This is a genomic window from Winogradskyella poriferorum (assembly GCF_050618035.1).
GTDB lineage: Bacteria > Bacteroidota > Bacteroidia > Flavobacteriales > Flavobacteriaceae > Winogradskyella > Winogradskyella poriferorum_A.
This window is the reverse complement of record NZ_JBODPY010000004.1, coordinates 135789-154985: the sequence shown is the minus strand read 5'-3', so window position 1 is coordinate 154985 and position 19197 is coordinate 135789. Positions and strand designations below refer to the sequence as shown.

Here is a 19197-nt window from a genome sequence, read left to right as displayed (position 1 = left end):
AAAATTAATCAAATATGCGTTTTGTAAGGCATAAATAAAATTAATTATTTTTCTGTATTAATCTCGCTTTCAATATGATAACGTTGTTGTTCCTTTTTGGTTCTTAAAATTAGCTCACCCAAGAATCCGGCAATAAAAAATTGCACACCTATTATCATAGTAGAAAGTGCAATAAAAAATTGTGGTCTGTCTGTAATGAGTCGTCCTGTTGGATTTATAAATAGTTTATTGATTCCTAAATAAAAGGCAAAACCAAATCCAATTAAGAACATCAAAACGCCTAAAGCGCCAAACAGGTGCATTGGTCTGCGTCCAAATCTAGAAATAAACCAAATAGTCATTAAATCTAGAAATCCGTTTATAAATCTATTCATACCAAATTTTGTGTGTCCATATTTGCGAGGTTGATGCTTAACAACCTTTTCTCCAATTTTCGAAAATCCTGCACTTTTAGCTAATACAGGAATATATCTATGCATTTCACCATATACATCAATGGTCTTTATAACCTTTTTGTCATAGGCCTTTAACCCACAGTTAAAATCATTTAATTGAACTCCAGATGTTCTTCTTGCTGCCCAGTTGAATAATTTTGAGGGTAGATTTTTTGCAATAACAGAATCGAAACGTTTTTTCTTCCATCCTGATACTAAATCATATTTTTCGGCCGTGATGAGTTTGTAAAGCTCAGGAATTTCCTCTGGACTATCTTGTAGATCGGCATCCATCGTAATCACAACATCGCCTTTTGCCTCCGCAAAGCCTGCATGTAGTGCCTGAGATTTCCCAAAATTTTGAAGAAATTTTATACCTCTTACATTATTATTAGTTGAGGATAAATCTTGAATAACTTGCCATGAATTATCGGTACTGCCATCATCTATAAATAGAATTTCATATGAAAAGGAATTGGATTGCATCACTGATACAATCCAATTATGTAATTCTTTTAAAGATTCTTCTTCGTTTAGTAGTGGTATTACTACTGATATATTCATGTTTTTTGAGTCTTCCGTCTAGACTCCAAAAATAAATAAATTATTTAAGGTGTAATTACGAGTTGGTTCTCATTATTAATCCGGCAATAATAGAATATATCAACCCGAAGAATGCACTAAGTGCCACCCAAAGCGCTGATCCTAATAATGGATTTTGCATTTTTTCCATAAAGGCAAGCGTCTGCTCAATTTGCTCTTCTGTTACATTAGGGTTCTCCATCATTTTTTCGCGTTGTACATCCATCATCTGACTCATAAATTCTGGGTCAATAACATAATTAAAAAGAAGACCGTATAGTAAATATACAATTGCACTTACAACAGCGATACTCAGTCCAACCTTGAGTGCATCTCCAATAGTTAATGAATTTGCATTAGACTTTTTGTATTGACTAATTGCATAAAAAATAACAATAGGGAACGCTATGTAGTAGATAATATTTGGCCATTGCGCACCTTCTAAGGCCATTCCTGTAACGTAGGTAACTACACCAATGGCTATCATTAATAGACCTAATAATAATCCGTAGTTGAGTGAAAATTTTCCAGCAGTCGGTTTCTGATTTTCCATGATTAAAAAGAGATTTTTTAGTTAATTGAAATGTTAGTATCTAAATATAAGAATTTGTTACATCAAATTTGATAAATAAAAAAGATTAAAAAGATTGTACATTTAATAAAAATACTTAAATTTGCACCTCGAAAAAATCGAAACAAAGTTTAAACAATTTTAGAGATGAAAGCAGGAATACATCCAGAAAATTATAGATTGGTAGCTTTTAAAGATATGTCTAATGATGACGTATTTTTAACAAAATCTACAGCAGATACTAATGAAACTATCGAAGTGGACGGTGTTGAATATCCATTAGTTAAATTGGAAATTTCTAGAACATCTCATCCATATTACACTGGTAAATCTAAATTGGTAGATACAGCTGGTCGTATTGATAAGTTCAAAAACAAATACGCTAAGTTTAAGAAATAAGTTTAGTTATACGATATCAAAAGCCTTTCTTCAACAAGAAAGGCTTTTTTGTTTTCTGTAATTGCCCTACTTTTGATAACAACATAATCTAAGCTATTTATGAACTATATTCTGTTTGATGGTCCTTACCGCGATAATTTATTGCCTTTTACCTTTACAAGGCCAGTTGCTGATATTAGAGTTGGTATATTAACCATTCGTCAGAAATGGGAATCGTATTTAGAGTATACAACAACCACAGTAACTGAAGATTATCTTTCTGATAAATATCCTATGGTTGAAATGGAGCAGAACATTATGATTAATGCGTCTTTTTTACCAAATAGAGAGTTGGTTGAAGTGGTTAAGGGACTTGAACATAACCAGGCCTTATTTAAAGAAGAAGATGTCATTGCCTTTTACTCAAAAGAAGGTGAGGAGGTTAAGGATTTCTCCAATTTTGAAAGTATTGATTATAATGGCGAGGTTATTAAGATTGAGCATACTTGGGATATATTTTCAAAGAATGGTAAAGCCATTACAGAAGACTACAATCTATTGGTTAATGGACGACAGTCAGAACCTATACCATCTTCTGTAAATACTATAAATCCTGAAAATATTTTTATTGAGAAAGGTGCGAAATTAGAATTTGTAACGCTAAATGCAAGTTCAGGGCCAATTTACATCGGTAGAAATGCTGAGGTTATGGAAAACTCGGTAATTAGAGGTCCATTTGCACTTTGTGAAGGCGCTACGGTTAAATTAGCCTCTAAAATTTATGGACCTACAACAGTTGGACCTTTTAGTAAGGTTGGTGGTGAAGTAAATAATTCCGTTTTATTTGGTTACTCAAATAAAGGACATGATGGATTTTTAGGAAACTCTGTACTAGGAGAGTGGTGTAATTTGGGAGCTGATACCAATAATTCAAACTTAAAGAATAACTATGCCGAAGTTCGCCTTTGGGATTATAAAACCGAAGGATTTGCAAAAACGGGTCTTCAGTTTTGTGGTTTAATGATGGGTGATCATAGTAAATGCGGAATCAACACCATGTTTAATACTGGTACGGTTGTTGGTGTTAGTGCAAATATATTTGGTAGTGGATTTCCAAGAAATTTCGTCCCAAGCTTTTCTTGGGGAGGTAGTAAGGGCTTTGTAACCTATAAAACCAACAAAGCTTTTGAGGTAGCTGAGGTTGTTATGGCCAGACGCAAGGAGGAATTTACCAATAAGGATAAAGCTATTTTAGAACATGTTTTTGAAGAGACCAAACAATACCGTAGAGAATAACAAATTATTCAGATATTTATTTCTATTCCTATTTATGAATAGCTCACTAGTATTGGCACAGAGCGATACTGTTGAGGTACGACAGTTGAGTTTAAATAGTGAGTTAGATCATTTTGCCGCACGCGTTGTTGGTAATAAGGTATTTTATAGTCATAACCTTACCACCAAAAGAGGACGACCAATTAAAGACAAATATGCAGGCTTTGTTTATGGTATATATGAAGGCGAGTTGAATTCTGAAGGTGAGATAATTAATGGAAAGCCTATTGTTAAGACTGAACTCGGGCAATTTAATATGTCTGCAGCAACCTATTCTAAGGATGGCAGATTTATGTACTTCACTTCAAACCAGACAGGAAAAGGAGCTAATAAACTTAAAGGTATTGACACTTATAATTTATTGATTAGACGAGCGGAGTATGTAGAGGGAAAAGGATGGACTAATTTTGAGACTTTACCGTTCTGTAAGCCTAACAACAATTTTGCGCATCCAGCATTAAGTCCAGATGGGAATACCCTTTATTTTATTTCAGACATTAGAGGAACAAAAGGTAAATCTGACCTGTATAAGGTAACTGTAAACAATCATCAAACTTATGGTGAGGTTACTAAGCTTAGTGAGGTTATTAATTCTTCAAGAACCGAGATTTTTCCATTTGTGAGTTCCGATAATGTATTGTACTTCACATCTAACCGTAGATATGGAAAAGGCGGACTAGACATTTATAGTTACGATTTAAATTCAAAAGATCCAGAACAAAAACCTATATCGCTCGACGCTCCAATTAATAGTCCAGGAGATGACTTTTCTTTCTTCTTAAACGAAGATTTGACTTCTGGGTATCTTTCTTCTCGTAGACTCAAAGGTGCAGGAGGAGATGATTTGTATTATTTTACTGGGTTTTAGTCTTACGTACCGACTTAATTTCTAAAAGATTTGTGGCGTTTATACCAAGTCCACTAACAGATTTTCGTGTAAACCTTACCACTTCGTCATAAAATAGTGGTACAATTGGTGCAGAAGCCATTACTAAGGAATCCATTTTAGTGTATAATGATTTCCGTTTATCAGGATCTGTTTCTAGATATGAGGCTTCATATAATTTATCATATTCCTCATTCTTAAAATGTGTATAGTTTGGCCCATCTGGCGCAAAGTTATTGCTGTAATACAACGAAAGATAGTTCTCAGCGTCAGGATAATCAGCTATCCAACTCGCTCTAAAGAAATCGAGTTGTCCGTTGGCTTTAGCATCCTTTAGACTTGAAGCTGGTATAACATCAACATTAACTGTGATACCAATTTTTTGAATCTCACGCTGAATAAACTCACAAAAACTCAAATAATTACTCGTTGTTGTTAATGTGACTTCAGGATTTTCAATTCCAGTTTCTTCTTTAAATTTCTCTACTAAGACCTTAGCCTTTTCTGGATTGTAAGCATAACCAATTTCGTTATTATAACCTGGTAATCCTTTTGGAATAAAACCACCATTTGCAGGAGTGCCGATACCATTCCTTAAATAGGTTATCATTTTAGATCTGTCAAAACCCAAATTTATGGCTTGCCGTATGGTTGCATTTTGGAGTGGCCGAACGTCTGTTGGCATAAAAAATGCTAGATATTCAGTATTTAAATAAGGACCTCTAATCATATTAACATCTTCCTCGTATAAGGCTTTTAATTGACCATCTGAGGTTAATATTTCATCCTTATAGGACGCATCCAAGCCAGAGACAAAGTCGATATTATCTTGTGCAAATTGCAAAAATTCACTTTGTTTATCGGGTAGAAAAGTCACGGAGACCGCTTCTAGATAAGGCAGTTTTTCTCCTTTTTCATCTTTTTCAAAATAGTTCTTGTTTTTTCTAAAGACGAGTTTAATATTCTCTTCCCATCTTTTAAACTTAAATGGACCTGTACCAATTGGGTGAGCTCTAAAATCTGTACCATAATGGTCAACAATTTCTCTTGGTACTACAGAGCAATACTTCATGGTCAATAATCCTAAAAAGGCAGGAAAAGGTTGTTTTAATTGTATTTGAAATATAGAATCATTCACAGCAGAGAACGCTTCAACCTTTTTTAGAACCCAACTACCAGGTGAAGCAATAGACGGATCTTTTAGCCTGTTAAAACTGTATTCAAAATCGTTTGCTGTAACCTTACGGGTTCCATTTTCTCCGAACAATTCGTGTTCATGAAATAAAACGTCATCACGTAAAGTAAAGGTGTACACTTTAGCGCTGTCTGTAACCTTCCAACTTTTAGCAATACAGGGTTTTACGTTTAACTCATTGTCCATTTGTACCAGACCATTGAACAATTGATGTGTCGCCCAAATATCTGCTAGGTCTTTAGAAAATGCAGGATCTAGAGATCCGATGTTTTTATGTTCGTTATATCTAAATACAAGATGGTCTTGTGCTTCTTTGTTACTAGAATTACAAGCACATAAAAGGAGCGCAGAAACAACTAGGTATAAGTGTTTTAATAAGATTCCACTTGTTTTTAACATCTAATATTTAATCGTAAATTTGCCAACTCAAAAATAGAGTCGAGTAAATATATACGAATAAAGGGCTGCATACAAGTTCTGAAGTCTAAAAACATGGAAAGAAAAAAAGTCGCATTTTACACACTTGGTTGTAAACTCAATTTTTCTGAAACCTCTACAATAGCAAGAAGTTTTAAGAATGAGGGGTTTGACCGTGTCGACTTTTCTGAAACTGCAGATATCTACGTCATTAATACTTGTTCAGTAACTGAAAATGCGGATAAACGCTTTAAGACCATTGTAAAGCAAGCCCAGAAAGTAAATCCAGAAGCGTTTGTAGCTGCCATAGGTTGTTACGCGCAGTTAAAACCTGAGGAATTAGCTGATGTTAATGGAGTTGATTTGGTATTAGGTGCTACTGAAAAATTTAAGATCACAGATTATATTAATGATTTGTCCAAGAATGATTTTGGAGAAGTACATTCCTGTGAAATTGAGGAAGCCGATTTTTATGTTGGTAGCTATTCTATTGGTGATAGAACACGTGCATTTTTAAAAGTACAAGACGGTTGTGATTATAAATGTACCTATTGTACTATTCCATTAGCACGTGGTATTTCTAGAAGTGATTCTATGGAAAATGTCATTAAGAATGCTCGTGAGATTTCAGAGAAAGGCATTAAAGAAATTGTACTCACTGGTGTAAATATTGGTGACTATGGAAAGGGTGAGTTTGGAAACAAAAAACACGAACATACTTTTTTGGATCTTATTACCCAATTAGACCAGGTTGAAGGTATTGAACGACTTCGCATATCCTCAATAGAGCCGAATCTTTTAAAGAATGAGGCTATAGAATTAGTTTCAAACTCGAGAGCTTTTGTACCTCATTTCCATATTCCCTTGCAAAGTGGTAGTAATGAATTGCTCAAAAAAATGAAGCGTCGCTATATGTGTGAACTCTATGTAGACCGTGTACAGAAAATTAAAGCAGTAATGCCACATGCTTGTATAGGTGTTGATGTAATTGTGGGCTTCCCAGGTGAAACAGATGATTTATTTTTAGAGACTTATAATTTCTTAAATGAACTGGATATCTCCTACCTGCATGTTTTTACATATTCGGAGAGGGATAATACCGAGGCTGCCCATATGGATGGTGTTGTACCCAAAAACATAAGAGCTAAACGTAGTAAAATGCTAAGAGGATTATCTGTTAAGAAACGTAGAGCTTTCTATGAACAGCAACTCAATTCTGAACGCGTGGTGCTGTTTGAAAGTGAAAATAAAGAAGGATACATTCATGGTTTTACAGAAAACTATGTAAAGGTAAAAGCACCTTGGAATCCAGAATTAGTGAATACACTTCATAAGGTAGAATTGTCTGAAATTGATGAGGATGGGCTAGTCCGTTTTAAGTTTATAGAAGCGCTAGTACCGTAAATTAAAAAACCCATAACTAAATGCAGTTATGGGTCTTAAAATTGTATTTCTTTTTCAAATTATATTCGAATGCCAACGGGTAGCATACGCTTATATTTTCTATTGCTTCTTACGAATTTTGCGATTTCTGGACTAGTCGGTACGACACTAATATTACGTTCTTTAATATTATCAAATACCATAGCTAAAAATTCCTTTTCAAAACTATCAGACTTCATTACATCTGGAATAATCATTTTAGTAAGGAAAATTTTGCGTTCTTGAAGGGAATATTCAATAACAGCCATGTCGTTGTCAACCTTTAATTCAAATTGACGTAGAAAATCATTGTCAATCAATTCGGCAGTTTCAGTCATAATTTCATTATTTAAAATTAGCGGTTGGCGTGTAGATACTATATTTTATATAGTTTTGCAGTGCAAAAGTACAAAAAATCAGGGTAATTTCCTAGATCAGAACTGTTAAATGCTTGTATTATGGGCATTTGTGAGCGGTTTCTGTTGCCTTTAGCCACAAAATAAAACTACTTAATGGTACCCAAGAAAACCCATGTATATCTTATGCCTGGTATGGCCGCAAGCCCTACCATTTTTGAACATATAAATCTTCCAAAGGCGCAATATGAAATTCATTGGTTAGAGTGGCAAATCCCGCTAAAAGAGGAGTCATTACAGGACTATGCCAAGCGCATGTGTGAATTTATTACAGAGGACAATGCCGTACTATTAGGTGTTTCTTTTGGAGGTATTTTAGTTCAAGAAATGAGCAGATATTTAAACCTAAAGAAGTTATTTGTTGTTTCTAGTGTTAAGTCACATCATGAGTTGCCAAAAAAGTTTAAGCTTTTAAAAATAACTAAGGCCTATAAAATATTACCCACTCAATTGGCAGGTCGTATTGATATATTAGCTAAGTATGCCTTTGGTGAAACTATTAAAAAGCGTGTAGATTTATATAAAAAATACCTTTCTGTTAATGATAAGGCCTATTTAGATTGGTCCATAAAACAGGTAGTCTGTTGGGATCAGGAAAGTCCACATCCTGAGGCAATTTATATTCATGGCGATAAAGACGCTGTTTTTCCACATTCCTGTCAAGGTGAGTGCATTGTATTAAAAGGAGGGACACATATTATGATTATCAATAAGTATAAATGGTTTAATGAAAATTTACCAAAACTTATAGAATCCTGAATTTGATATAATTAATTACTTTACTTACTTTTAAAAAAATTGAAAGCTATGCAAATCTTAAAAAATATACTCGCAGGTATTGGCCTCATCTGTGTGTCTGGATTACTCATTTTTGCGACACAAAAAGCACCTTCGGATGATACATTAGGTAAAGAACAACCTATTATAAATGATTACAATGTCTATGCATTAGAAATGCCAGATGACCTCAATTTCGCTGGAGAAGTAGTTCCTGTAGATAATCCTGATATCTACGAACGCATGGACAGAGAATTGCTTGTTAATACCTATTGGCAATCTAATGGCTTGTTAATGTTTAAGAGGGCTCAAAAGTATTTTCCAATTATAGAGCCTATTTTAGAGAAAAACGGTGTGCCTTCAGATTTTAAATATCTCGCTGTCATCGAAAGTGGATTGACCAATGCAGTTTCTCCAGCAGGAGCTAGAGGATTTTGGCAAATAATGAAAGCTACAGGTAGAGAAAATGGATTAGAGGTAAATACTAATGTTGATGAGCGCTATAATTTAGAACTCGCTACTGAAGTTGCTTGCAAATATTTAAAAGAAGCTAAAGAGAAATTTGGTTCTTGGACACTTGCAGCAGCTTCATATAATGCTGGTAAGGCTGGAATATCTAGACGACTGGAGGAGCAAGATGTAAAAGACTATTATGATTTGTTATTGGGAGAAGAAACCGGTCGCTATTTGTTTAGAATAGTGGCATTAAAAGAAATACTAAATCATCCTGATAAATATGGCTTCAATTTTAATAATAGCGATTTGTATAAATCTATTCCTACGTACAAAGTTGAAGTTGATACAGCTGTTACAGATTTTACGCAGTTTGCCGAACGCTTTGGTATAAACTATAAAATTTTAAAGATTCATAATCCTTGGTTACGCGAAAGACACTTAAATAATAAATCAAGAAAATTATATAAAATCGAAATCCCTAAAGAGGGTTACTACAAATAATAAGAAAGGCGCTTTTAATAAAGCGCCTTTTTTTATCTTCTACTGCGTCGATGTTGTCTTGCAGATGTTGGTTGTCCGTAATGTTGTCTTGGAATAGAAGCTTTTTTCATTTGTTGCTTCATCATTTTAATCTGATCTGTAAGCATATCTCGTTTATCAAGCTTTTCAGCTTCAGATAATAATTTTTGTGCCTCTTGTTTACGACGCTTAGAAAAAGCAATACCTGCTAGGTTTAATTTAGCCATGGCCAAGTCATGATCCATAGATAAACCTAATGTAATGGCCTTTTTAAAATATTTTTCAGCATCATTCATATTAGTTTGAGAAACCATGATACCGTTTAAATAGTTTAAATAACCTTGTTGTTTTTTTACCAGAGCCGCTTCAGGATTCTTTATTTTATTTAACCATTTTTTTGCACCAGCAAAGTCTTGCTTTCTTAATCTTAGAAATGCCAGAAGAATAATTTCATTTTTAAAATATAGAAATATAAAAATGGAAGACAGTAAAATATACATTATACCATTACCAATATATCCTTCTGTAAACTGATATATAGCGTATGCTATAACAAGTCCGGCTAGAATTAACTTTATATTTTTGTTAAACATGTAGTTGTTGATTTTTTGCAGTGGGCAAAGTTAACAAAATCTGATTGAAATATTTTTATTTTGGTTCTTGTTAAAGTAAAAAGTTGTTGTATATTTGCACGCAGTTTTGGAAAACCAAACGAAAAAAAGATTCATTAAGAATATAAAGATATAAGACAATGCCAAAAAGAACGTTTCAACCATCGAAAAGGAAGAGAAGAAACAAGCACGGTTTCAGAGAAAGAATGGCTTCTGTTAACGGAAGAAAAGTGTTAGCGCGTAGAAGAGCTAAAGGAAGAAAGAAATTGTCTGTATCTTCAGAATCAAGACATAAAAGATAATGATTAACAATTGTTAATATTTTAAAGGTGTTGCTTAGGTGTAACGCCTTTTTTTATACCCTATTGATAACTATTTTTGCTCACCAAAACATATAAACATGCCAAAAAATAAAAACATCAAATCTATTTTACTTATCGGTTCAGGTCCAATTATTATTGGTCAGGCCTGCGAATTCGACTACTCTGGATCACAAGCATTACGCTCTTTGAGAGAGGATGGGATTGAAACAATTTTAATTAATTCTAATCCTGCAACGATTATGACAGACCCTTCGATGGCAGATCATGTTTATCTTTTGCCATTGACGACAAAATCGATAGTAAAAATATTAATGGAGCACCCACAAATTGATGCTGTATTACCTACTATGGGTGGACAAACCGCATTGAATTTATGTATTGAAGCTGATGATAAAGGTATTTGGGATGATTTTAATGTTGAAATCATAGGTGTAAATATTGATGCAATTAATATTACTGAGGACAGAGAGAAGTTTAGAGATTTAATGACTAAGATTGGTGTTGGCATGGCACCACAAGAACCAGCGACGTCCTTTTTAAGAGGAAAAGAAATTGCGCAAGAGTTTGGTTTTCCGCTTTGTGTTAGAGCGTCATTTACATTGGGTGGCGCAGGAGCATCTATTGTATATGATGAAAAAGAATTTGATGAATCGCTAACACGAGGCCTTGAGATTTCACCTATTCATGAGGTGATGATTGATAAAGCACTTTTAGGTTGGAAAGAATATGAGTTAGAGTTATTACGTGACAAGAATGATAATGTTGTAATCATTTGTACCATCGAAAATATGGATCCAATGGGAATCCATACTGGAGATTCCATTACTGTTGCACCTGCAATGACCTTATCAGACAAGACGTTCCAGAAAATGCGTGATATGGCTATTCATATGATGCGCAGTATTGGAGATTTCGCAGGTGGTTGTAATGTACAGTTTGCCGTTAGTCCAGATGAGGAAGAAGAAATTATTGCCATTGAGATTAATCCTCGTGTGTCACGTTCTTCGGCTTTAGCAAGTAAAGCAACTGGTTATCCTATTGCAAAGATTGCTGCCAAATTAGCTCTAGGTTATACGCTTGATGAATTAAGTAACCAAATCACAAAGTCAACGTCTGCTTTATTTGAGCCAACATTAGACTATGTGATTGTAAAGATTCCTCGTTGGAACTTTGATAAGTTTGAAGGTTCGGACAGAACATTAGGGTTACAGATGAAAGCTGTAGGTGAAGTAATGGCCATTGGACGTTCTTTCCAAGAGGCGCTACATAAAGCCACGCAATCTTTAGAAATTAAGCGAAATGGACTTGGTGCAGACGGTAAAGGTTATAAAGATTACGATACGATTATCAGTAAACTGAAATATGCTAGTTGGGATCGTGTTTTTGCCATATATGATGCCATTGAAATGGGTATTCCATTGAGTCGTATCCATGAGATTACTAAAATAGATATGTGGTTCTTAAAGCAATATGAAGAATTATTCCAATTGCATAAAGAAATCTCAATCTACGATATTGAAGGAATTGATAGAGAACTTCTGCTAGAAGCAAAGCAAAAAGGTTATGGTGATCGTCAGATTGCTCATATGTTAGGCTGTCTTGAAAGTGAAGTTTATAATAAAAGAAGAGAGTTTAATATAAATAGGGTATATAAACTAGTAGATACTTGTGCGGCAGAATTTAAAGCACAAACGCCTTATTATTATTCCACTTTTGAGAGCGAGGTAGAAACAGCAGACGGTGTCGTTTCTGTAGCAAATGAAAGTAAAGTAACCGATAGAAAAAAGATTATTGTATTAGGGTCTGGACCAAACCGTATTGGTCAAGGTATTGAGTTTGATTATTGTTGTGTTCATGGCGTATTAGCGGCATCAGAGTGTGGTTACGAAACCATTATGATTAACTGTAACCCGGAAACGGTATCTACGGACTTTGATATAGCAGATAAACTTTATTTTGAGCCTGTATTCTGGGAACATATTTATGATATTATCCAACACGAAAAACCAGAAGGTGTCATTGTACAACTTGGTGGACAAACAGCTTTAAAGCTTGCAGAGAAGCTAGAACGCTATGGTGTTAAGATCATGGGTACAAGTTTCCAATCTCTAGATTTAGCTGAAGATAGAGGTAGTTTTTCAACCTTATTAAAAGATAATAATATTCCTTATCCCGAATTTGATACAGCCGAGACTGCTGACGAAGCATTGGCGATTGCAGATCGACTTGATTTTCCAATTTTAGTAAGACCTTCTTATGTTTTAGGTGGTCAAGGGATGAAGATCGTAATCAATAAGGAGGAATTAGAGGAACACGTTGTTGACTTACTTAGAAAAATACCTAATAATAAACTCTTATTAGACCATTACTTAGATGGAGCTATTGAAGCTGAAGCAGATGCTATATGTGATGCAGATGGTAATGTATATATCATAGGTATTATGGAACATATTGAGCCTTGTGGTATTCATTCAGGTGATAGTAATGCTACATTACCTGCATTTAACCTTGGTGATTTAGTGATGCAACAAATTATAGACCATACACATACCATCGCAAGAGCTTTAAATACTGTAGGTTTAATAAATATTCAGTTTGCGATAAAAGATGATACAGTTTATATTATTGAAGCGAATCCAAGAGCGTCTAGAACAGTACCATTTATTGCTAAAGCCTATAAAGAACCTTATGTGAATTACGCAACTAAGGTGATGATAGGTCATAATAAAGTCACTGATTTTGACTTTAAACCACATCTTGATGGTTATGCGATAAAGCAACCGGTATTTTCATTCAACAAGTTTCCGAATGTTAATAAGAAGCTGGGACCAGAAATGAAAAGTACAGGTGAGAGTATATTGTTCATAGACAGTCTAAAAGATGACGAGTTTTATGATTTATATTCTCGACGAAAGATGTACTTAAGTAAGTAAATACATACTTTTTGTTAAAGTTCTCAGCGTGTTTAGTTTATAATTACTAACTTAGCTTAAAATAACCTACATATGAAGAGAGCTTTACTATTATTTTCTATCTGTTTATTCTCCTTTAGTCTTACTGCACAAGTGGTACTAAATCAGGTAGACGATTTTCAAAGTGGTTCAACCGATAACTGGAGAATTGGTGGTGCCGGAAATGCAACTGATGGCCCTATAAATGTTGCAGATGGTGGTCCTGCAGGAGCTGGCGACAATTGCTTACAGTATACTTCTACTGGTGTTGGAAATATAGCTAGTAAAATGGTGTTTTATTCGCAAAACAACCAATGGAGTGGTGACTTTACCTCGGCAGGTGTTGATCAAATTAATTTTGATGTTAATGTTCAAACAACTGCATTAAATCTTAGGATTGCGATGCAAGGTACCAACGGTACTAGAATTTGTACTACAAACGCAATTAATGTGCCTGCAAACGGAACATGGTCTAATATTACAATCCCGATTGATGCTTCCGATTTTACAGTTATATCCGGAGGTTCTGATGCGGCAACTGTTTTAGGTAGTGTTTTAACCATGAGAATTTTGAGTAGCTCGACACCAACTTGGACAGGTCCAGATGCTGTTGCTTCAGTAATTCAAGTTGATAATATTTTGGCGTCATCTTCATTAAGTACAGATGAATTTTCATTACAAAATAGAGAATTTACAATTTCACCAAATCCTGGTAGAAATAGTTTAAATATTAAATTACCAAGTGCCGATAGCGATATGAAGCTTGAAGTATTTGATGTACTTGGTAAACGTGTTTATCAAGGTATAGTATCCCAATTAGAATCTTCTGTCAATGTATCAAATTGGAAGAGTGGTGTATATCTTGTTAGGATATCAAATAATGAAATAGTACAAACTAAACGCTTTATTAAGCAATAGACTCAAATAAAATACGTACTATATAAAAGCCATTTATTTTAAATGGCTTTTTTTTATTTAAAACTCTAACTGAACGCGATAATCACTAAGTTGTGGTAAATGATCTTCAACATATTTATAGACCTGACTTAAAGCTTCATTTTTGTCCGATTCACTTTCTTTCCGCTTAATGGCCTTTAAGAAACGCTTAGCGTCAATTTTAGATTTTAGTTTTAAACCTGGGACTTGTGTTGTGTTACCATTAACGTCAATAGCCACCATAGTGAAATAAGAGGAGTTACAATGTTTCTTCTCACCGGTCCTAATATTTTCAGATTCTACCCTAATACCAACAACCATTGACGATGACCCTACAAAATTTATAGAAGCTTTCATGGTAACAAGTTCACCAACTTCAATAGGATTAAGGAAATTTACTTTATCAACAGAGGCAGTGACACAATAACTACCAGAATGTTTGGAGGCACAAGCAAAGGCTATTTGATCCATAAGACTTAAAATATAGCCTCCGTGAATTTTACCTCCAAAATTGGTATAGGAAGGCAACATTAATTCAGATATCTCAATTCTTGAGTCGTTAATGGATTTATACATTGTTCTAGTTGTTTCCCACTACTCAGAGTCCTGAGTTGCGCGTTTTATAATATTTTCAGGCAAGGACTTTTTAGCTTTTGCACCCATTTTCTTAATTTTCTCAACACGAGAAATAAGATTACCCTTACCTTCAACTAGTTTGTTCATTGCTGCCGAGTAGTCCGTCTTAGCGGCATCGATTTTTTTGCCTACACCTGTTAAATCGGAAACAAGACCTTCAAATTTATCGTATAAGGCTCCAGCTTGTTTGGCAATCTCTATGGCATTTTGTTGTTGTTTTTCATTGTTCCACATGGTGTCAATGGTTCGTAAAGTGGCCAAAAGGGTAGATGGTGTAACAATAACAATATTCTGCTCAAAAGCTTTGCTATATAGTGTGTTGTCCTCATTTATTGCAACAGCAAATGCTGGCTCGATAGGAATAAACATTAGTACAAAATCAGGAGATTCTATATCATAAAGATCTTGATAGTTTTTCGCGGATAGTTGATCTACATGTTTCTTAATAGAATTGACATGAGCCTTTAAATAAATTTGTTTTTCATCGTCCTCGGCATTTACCAATCGTTCATAATCTGTAAGTGACACTTTGGAGTCGATGATCATTTTCTTTGAGTCAGGAAGATGTAATACAACATCTGGCATAACACGAGATCCATCTTCACGTTGAAAATTTTTCTGCACAAAGTACTCTCTGTCCTTTTCAAGTCCAGATTTCTCGAGGACACGTTCTAATACTAATTCACCCCAATTACCTTGTGTTTTACTATCACCTTTAAGAGCTTTGGTCAAATTTGTGGCCTCCTTGGCCATTTGTTGATTTAAGTCTTTTAGGCCTTTCAGTTGTTCCTCAAGGGCTGAATGCATTTTTACACTTTTTAATTGAGTATCCTCGACTTTTTTCTCAAATCCTTGAATTTTTTCTTGCAAAGGGTTGAGTATATTCTTGATGTTTTCTTTATTCTGCTCTGTAAACTTATTAGACTTTTCTTCTAATATTTTATTAGCGAGTAATTCAAAATCCTTTCTTAATTGAGCTTGTCGTTCTTCCAACTCCTGATCACGCTTTAGGTTTTGCTGTTGCAGATTTTCTAATTCGGTATTTCGTTTTGATAATTCTGTATTCAAAAAGTCTTTATCACGTCTTATAGACTCTCGTTCTGTCTCGATTTTCCCGACAGTTTCCTTTAGATCAGTAATTGTATTTGTTAATTGATTTTGACGCTCTTCTAGGGCACTTTTATCACTTTTGCTTTTTAATTTCGCAAATTGCATTCCTATAAAAGCACCAATTCCTGCTGAAACTATAATGGTAATAAGGAGAATAATAGAGTCGTTCATATACTGAAGGTGTAAGTCTCAAAGATAGCCTTTAAATACCTAAAATGAAATGGGATTTAAGGTCCTATTTATTAACAATTACGATTTATTTACCCTAAAACTTCCAGTGGAGTTATCGAATAAAATCAGATCTTTAGGGAAAAGCGATTCGAAGACTCCATTGGCTATAAGATTGCATGGTTCATCGCAAATGACGCCTTCATTGGTCATGACTATCATGGTATCACAGAGCTGAATTGCAAGGTCAATCTCATGAGACGAAAAAAGTATGGTTTTACCAGTTTCCTTAGTGAGATCTTTCAACAGTTTTAAAATATAGGCTTTGTGATACATATCTAGATGTGTTGTGGGCTCATCTAGAATTATAATATCAGTGTCTTGCACTAATGCACGTGCTATCATGACTTTTTGTAATTGGCCATCACTTAGCTCATAGCACTTTTTAGCACTTAAATCAGAGATTTTCACTAAATCTAGTGCTCTACTTATAATAGCTTCATCTGCTTCACTGAGCTTGCCAATCCAATTGGTATAAGGATGTCTTCCCAATGCAACTAATTCGTAAATAGATAAGTTGGCGGTACTTAAAGGATCAGTAAGAACTATGCTTAATTTTTTTGCCAACTCAAGCGCATTTATTTCTTCAAGGTTTTCATTATTTATTTTGATACGTCCAGATAGGCTTGGTTGTACTTTAATAAGAGTTCTTAGTAAAGTAGATTTTCCTATTCCGTTTGCACCGACTAGACCAACGAGCTGACTTTCACCCAAAGAAAAATCAATCTTCTCAGCCACAACCAAATTTGATTTTTTGATTTTATAACCAATCGTCAAATTTTCTACACACAGAATATTTTTCTTCTTCTCCTCAATCATTAAAACATCATTTTACGTTGTCTTACTAATAACCAGATTACCACAGGAGCACCAACTAATGCCGTAATGGCATTTATAGGTAGAACATAATCACTAGAAGGTAATTGAGCAATACTATCACAAATAAGCATCACTATAGAACCATATAAGCATACAGCAGGTAATAGTATTTTGTGATTAGAAGTTTTAAATATTTGACGCGTTAAATGTGGTATAGCTAATCCGATAAAAGCAATCGGTCCTGCAAATGCAGTGATGGTACCAGCAACCACACTTGTTGCCAAGATAATTATTAACCTACTTCGTTTTAAATTCAGACCGAGACTTTTGGCGTAGTTATCACCCAATAATAGACTGTTTAAGTTTTTAATTGAAAAAATAGCCAGAAGCATACCTAGAAGATACAGACCAAAAAAGAGTGTGATTTCATTCCATGAAAGATTGCTTAAACTCCCAAATCCCCAGAATATATATTGTTGAAGTTGTTCGGCAGTACTGAAATAGGAAAGGACGCTAACAACAGCTGCCGTAATACTTCCAAACATTAATCCAATTATTAGAATGGCCATGGTATCACGTACCTTGCTAGAAACAGCCAAGACCGCTAAGAGCACTAAAAAGCTACCAATACTTGCTGCAATAACAATACTCCACTTAGAGACTAAATATGTGGCTAAAACACCACCGAATAATCCTGAGCCAAGTATAACTAAGGCTACACCCAAACTTGCTCCAGAACTTAGGCCAAGTACAAATGGACCCGCTAAAGGATTCCTAAATAAGGTTTGCATTAATAATCCAGAAACACCAAGTCCCGAACCTACAAGTATTGCTGTTATGGCTTTTGGCAGTCTAAAATCTCTAACAATGACGATAGACGTGCTATTGTCACTCACACCAAAAAGACTAGTTAAGATTTCACTAAAGGGAATGTTGATAGATCCAAAACTGATATTCAGTAAAAAACATAATAGAACTATAAAAGCTAGTATTATAAATTGTTTACTGTATGTAGTCACATTTTTCAATTAATCGAGCTGTTTAAAGAAAAAGGGTTTATAATCTGGTAAAAGTTGTGGATGGCATACTTTTATTATGTCCTGGAGTACCAAATCTGGTCTTGCGGTACCAAGCTCGTAATACAATACACCTCCAGTTGGTCCCGTTTTACCTGAAAAAGCATAAATGGACTTTGACTTAAAAGCCTCAAATTGTTTATACAATTCGCTTGCTTCTTCTAATTGCGAGTAGCTTGTGTAATACGAAGGACTTAACCATATTTTGGCATCTTGTGCCTTTTCAAAAACAGCTTCAAAGCTCAAGGCAAGACTGCCATCTCCTTTGGTATCCTTCCATAGATAATCCACATTAGCATCTCTTAAAAATTGGCCTTCTGGGCTCGATCCATTGGGTAAGTACCATACATCTTTGTGCATGGCACCACTGAGTACTGTAGGCGGATTTTTAGCTTTACTAGCTAGAATTTTAGCCTCGTTATAGCGACGTTCTATTTGATTAAAAACCGAATCAGCTTCTCTTTCTTTTCCAAATAAAACACCAAATAGTTTAATCCATTCGGCCTTAGCGAGCGCAGAAGCTTCAACCCAGTCGCCATTGTAAATGATTGGTATACCTGCTTTTTTAATGGTTTCAAATGTTCTGTTTACACCATCTACACCAAATCCTACAACGACATTTGGATTTAATTCAAGTAGAACCTCTGTATTAATTCCTTCGTTTTTACCAAGTTCCCTTACTGCTCCATTTTCAATTCTTTCTCTTACTTTTTCAGAGGATATATAGTCTGTTCCAGGAAAACCGACTAAAGAGTTCTCAATACCTAAAAGTTCTAAGGCTGGTATGTGTGTCGTTGAGGTTACAACTAGTCTCTTAATAGAATTATCTAAAACACCATCAAAGGATTCTAGACTAATATCAAGTTTCGACTTATCATCAATAATACAGTAACTATATTGTTTTTCGGCATTTGGCCAAGGCGTATTAATCGTTATTATTTTATAACCATCAAAATAACTGGCGCTAAACCCTGTCGCATATTTGAGTCTAATATCCTTACTAATCTTAGGTAGAACCGTTTTTTCTTTTTTGTTCTGTTCACAAGAGACGGTCAGTATCACAATTGAAATAAAAAGAAGGAAATTTTTCATGAAATAATAATGAATTGAGATATCAAA

General features: G+C 34.6%; 19 protein-coding genes. 9 read left to right on the top strand and 10 right to left on the bottom strand.

Translation table 11 applies throughout. The features are described from left to right. Positions 1–44: 44 nt before the first annotated feature. Positions 45–998: a glycosyltransferase family 2 protein gene (locus ACRHOC_RS10515; protein ID WP_431158594.1), complete on the bottom strand. Its 954-nt coding sequence runs from the start codon at positions 996–998 to the stop codon at positions 45–47. A 55-nt stretch (positions 999–1053) separates the two neighbouring features. Next, complete coding sequence (locus ACRHOC_RS10510; protein ID WP_431158593.1) at positions 1054–1569, bottom strand: DUF4199 domain-containing protein; 516 nt, start codon at positions 1567–1569, stop codon at positions 1054–1056. Between the two features lie 165 nt (positions 1570–1734). Here ACRHOC_RS10510 and ACRHOC_RS10505 point away from each other — a divergent pair, with 165 nt between their 5' ends. The 3 genes from ACRHOC_RS10505 to ACRHOC_RS10495 all read left to right on the top strand — a co-directional run bounded on the left by ACRHOC_RS10505 (position 1735) and on the right by ACRHOC_RS10495 (position 4168). Then, entirely contained in the window at positions 1735–1986 is a 252-nt protein-coding gene (locus ACRHOC_RS10505; RefSeq protein WP_114300980.1) for a type B 50S ribosomal protein L31, read from the top strand. Between the two features lie 99 nt (positions 1987–2085). Further along, positions 2086–3261 (top strand): GlmU family protein, encoded by a 1176-nt coding sequence (locus ACRHOC_RS10500; protein WP_431158592.1) that lies wholly within the window; start codon positions 2086–2088, stop codon positions 3259–3261. Between the two features lie 34 nt (positions 3262–3295). Beyond that, entirely contained in the window at positions 3296–4168 is an 873-nt protein-coding gene (locus ACRHOC_RS10495) for a TolB family protein (RefSeq protein WP_431158591.1), read from the top strand. Here the strand turns inward: ACRHOC_RS10495 and ACRHOC_RS10490 are convergent. Then, complete coding sequence (locus ACRHOC_RS10490; protein WP_431158590.1) at positions 4155–5780, bottom strand: ABC transporter substrate-binding protein; 1626 nt, start codon at positions 5778–5780, stop codon at positions 4155–4157. The two genes, ACRHOC_RS10495 and ACRHOC_RS10490, sit on opposite strands and share 14 nt — an antisense overlap. Positions 5781–5873: 93 nt before the next feature. Between ACRHOC_RS10490 and mtaB the strand changes: the two genes are divergently transcribed. Beyond that, entirely contained in the window at positions 5874–7202 is a 1329-nt protein-coding gene (gene mtaB / locus ACRHOC_RS10485) for a tRNA (N(6)-L-threonylcarbamoyladenosine(37)-C(2))-methylthiotransferase MtaB (protein ID WP_431158589.1), read from the top strand. A 59-nt stretch (positions 7203–7261) separates the two neighbouring features. On the opposite strand, the gene ACRHOC_RS10480 is transcribed toward mtaB, so the two are convergent. Continuing rightward, positions 7262–7558 carry an N-acetyltransferase gene (locus ACRHOC_RS10480; RefSeq protein WP_431158588.1) on the bottom strand — a complete coding sequence of 99 codons (297 nt, stop codon included), beginning with the start codon at positions 7556–7558 and terminating at the stop codon, positions 7262–7264. Positions 7559–7732: 174 nt separating this feature from the next. Here ACRHOC_RS10480 and ACRHOC_RS10475 point away from each other — a divergent pair, with 174 nt between their 5' ends. Together ACRHOC_RS10475 and ACRHOC_RS10470 are read left to right on the top strand one after the other, a co-directional pair. Then, entirely contained in the window at positions 7733–8395 is a 663-nt protein-coding gene (locus ACRHOC_RS10475; RefSeq protein ID WP_431158587.1) for an alpha/beta hydrolase, read from the top strand. Between the two features lie 48 nt (positions 8396–8443). Beyond that, on the top strand, positions 8444–9370 hold the full coding sequence (locus tag ACRHOC_RS10470; RefSeq protein ID WP_431158586.1) for a lytic transglycosylase domain-containing protein: 927 nt from the start codon (positions 8444–8446) through the stop codon (positions 9368–9370). 32 nt (positions 9371–9402) lie between these two features. Here ACRHOC_RS10470 and ACRHOC_RS10465 read toward each other — a convergent pair whose 3' ends face one another. Continuing rightward, positions 9403–9981 (bottom strand): DUF2892 domain-containing protein, encoded by a 579-nt coding sequence (locus ACRHOC_RS10465; RefSeq protein ID WP_431158585.1) that lies wholly within the window; start codon positions 9979–9981, stop codon positions 9403–9405. A 158-nt stretch (positions 9982–10139) separates the two neighbouring features. Between ACRHOC_RS10465 and rpmH the strand changes: the two genes are divergently transcribed. The 3 genes from rpmH to ACRHOC_RS10450 all read left to right on the top strand — a co-directional run bounded on the left by rpmH (position 10140) and on the right by ACRHOC_RS10450 (position 14191). Then, entirely contained in the window at positions 10140–10301 is a 162-nt protein-coding gene (gene rpmH / locus ACRHOC_RS10460) for a 50S ribosomal protein L34 (RefSeq protein WP_224527467.1), read from the top strand. Positions 10302–10399: 98 nt separating this feature from the next. Further along, positions 10400–13255 carry a carbamoyl-phosphate synthase large subunit gene (carB, locus tag ACRHOC_RS10455; protein WP_431158584.1) on the top strand — a complete coding sequence of 952 codons (2856 nt, stop codon included), beginning with the start codon at positions 10400–10402 and terminating at the stop codon, positions 13253–13255. Between the two features lie 72 nt (positions 13256–13327). After that, positions 13328–14191, top strand: a complete 864-nt coding sequence (locus tag ACRHOC_RS10450; RefSeq protein ID WP_431158583.1) for a T9SS type A sorting domain-containing protein — start codon at positions 13328–13330, stop codon at positions 14189–14191. 57 nt (positions 14192–14248) lie between these two features. Here the strand turns inward: ACRHOC_RS10450 and ACRHOC_RS10445 are convergent, their stop codons facing one another. The 5 genes from ACRHOC_RS10445 to ACRHOC_RS10425 form a co-directional block, all read right to left on the bottom strand. Then, complete coding sequence (locus ACRHOC_RS10445) at positions 14249–14785, bottom strand: acyl-CoA thioesterase (RefSeq protein WP_431158582.1); 537 nt, start codon at positions 14783–14785, stop codon at positions 14249–14251. Between the two features lie 18 nt (positions 14786–14803). Then, the gene (rmuC, locus tag ACRHOC_RS10440) at positions 14804–16126 is read right to left on the bottom strand and encodes a DNA recombination protein RmuC (RefSeq protein ID WP_431158581.1); all 1323 of its coding nucleotides are present in this window, start codon (positions 16124–16126) and stop codon (positions 14804–14806) included. 78 nt (positions 16127–16204) lie between these two features. Beyond that, on the bottom strand, positions 16205–17002 hold the full coding sequence (locus tag ACRHOC_RS10435; protein ID WP_431158580.1) for an ABC transporter ATP-binding protein: 798 nt from the start codon (positions 17000–17002) through the stop codon (positions 16205–16207). After that, complete coding sequence (locus ACRHOC_RS10430) at positions 17002–18030, bottom strand: FecCD family ABC transporter permease (RefSeq protein WP_431158579.1); 1029 nt, start codon at positions 18028–18030, stop codon at positions 17002–17004. Before ACRHOC_RS10430 ends, ACRHOC_RS10435 begins: the two co-directional genes overlap by 1 nt. Beyond that, complete coding sequence (locus tag ACRHOC_RS10425; protein ID WP_431158578.1) at positions 18031–19170, bottom strand: ABC transporter substrate-binding protein; 1140 nt, start codon at positions 19168–19170, stop codon at positions 18031–18033. It lies immediately after the preceding gene. Positions 19171–19197: the final 27 nt, after the last annotated feature.

What these genes read in the sequence shown, in the direction of transcription:
- ACRHOC_RS10435 (WP_431158580.1), bottom strand. Translation starts at nt 17,002, where the DNA reads ATGATTGAGGAGAAGAAGAAAAATATTCTGTGTGTAGAAAATTTGACG.
- ACRHOC_RS10505 (WP_114300980.1), top strand. Translation starts at nt 1,735, where the DNA reads ATGAAAGCAGGAATACATCCAGAAAATTATAGATTGGTAGCTTTTAAA.
- ACRHOC_RS10475 (WP_431158587.1), top strand. Translation starts at nt 7,733, where the DNA reads ATGGTACCCAAGAAAACCCATGTATATCTTATGCCTGGTATGGCCGCA.
- rpmH (WP_224527467.1), top strand. Translation starts at nt 10,140, where the DNA reads ATGCCAAAAAGAACGTTTCAACCATCGAAAAGGAAGAGAAGAAACAAG.
- ACRHOC_RS10515 (WP_431158594.1), bottom strand. Translation starts at nt 998, where the DNA reads ATGAATATATCAGTAGTAATACCACTACTAAACGAAGAAGAATCTTTA.
- ACRHOC_RS10510 (WP_431158593.1), bottom strand. Translation starts at nt 1,569, where the DNA reads ATGGAAAATCAGAAACCGACTGCTGGAAAATTTTCACTCAACTACGGA.
- ACRHOC_RS10490 (WP_431158590.1), bottom strand. Translation starts at nt 5,780, where the DNA reads ATGTTAAAAACAAGTGGAATCTTATTAAAACACTTATACCTAGTTGTT.
- ACRHOC_RS10480 (WP_431158588.1), bottom strand. Translation starts at nt 7,558, where the DNA reads ATGACTGAAACTGCCGAATTGATTGACAATGATTTTCTACGTCAATTT.
- ACRHOC_RS10425 (WP_431158578.1), bottom strand. Translation starts at nt 19,170, where the DNA reads ATGAAAAATTTCCTTCTTTTTATTTCAATTGTGATACTGACCGTCTCT.
- ACRHOC_RS10495 (WP_431158591.1), top strand. Translation starts at nt 3,296, where the DNA reads ATGAATAGCTCACTAGTATTGGCACAGAGCGATACTGTTGAGGTACGA.
- ACRHOC_RS10465 (WP_431158585.1), bottom strand. Translation starts at nt 9,981, where the DNA reads ATGTTTAACAAAAATATAAAGTTAATTCTAGCCGGACTTGTTATAGCA.
- ACRHOC_RS10500 (WP_431158592.1), top strand. Translation starts at nt 2,086, where the DNA reads ATGAACTATATTCTGTTTGATGGTCCTTACCGCGATAATTTATTGCCT.
- carB (WP_431158584.1), top strand. Translation starts at nt 10,400, where the DNA reads ATGCCAAAAAATAAAAACATCAAATCTATTTTACTTATCGGTTCAGGT.
- ACRHOC_RS10470 (WP_431158586.1), top strand. Translation starts at nt 8,444, where the DNA reads ATGCAAATCTTAAAAAATATACTCGCAGGTATTGGCCTCATCTGTGTG.
- rmuC (WP_431158581.1), bottom strand. Translation starts at nt 16,126, where the DNA reads ATGAACGACTCTATTATTCTCCTTATTACCATTATAGTTTCAGCAGGA.
- mtaB (WP_431158589.1), top strand. Translation starts at nt 5,874, where the DNA reads ATGGAAAGAAAAAAAGTCGCATTTTACACACTTGGTTGTAAACTCAAT.
- ACRHOC_RS10445 (WP_431158582.1), bottom strand. Translation starts at nt 14,785, where the DNA reads ATGTATAAATCCATTAACGACTCAAGAATTGAGATATCTGAATTAATG.
- ACRHOC_RS10450 (WP_431158583.1), top strand. Translation starts at nt 13,328, where the DNA reads ATGAAGAGAGCTTTACTATTATTTTCTATCTGTTTATTCTCCTTTAGT.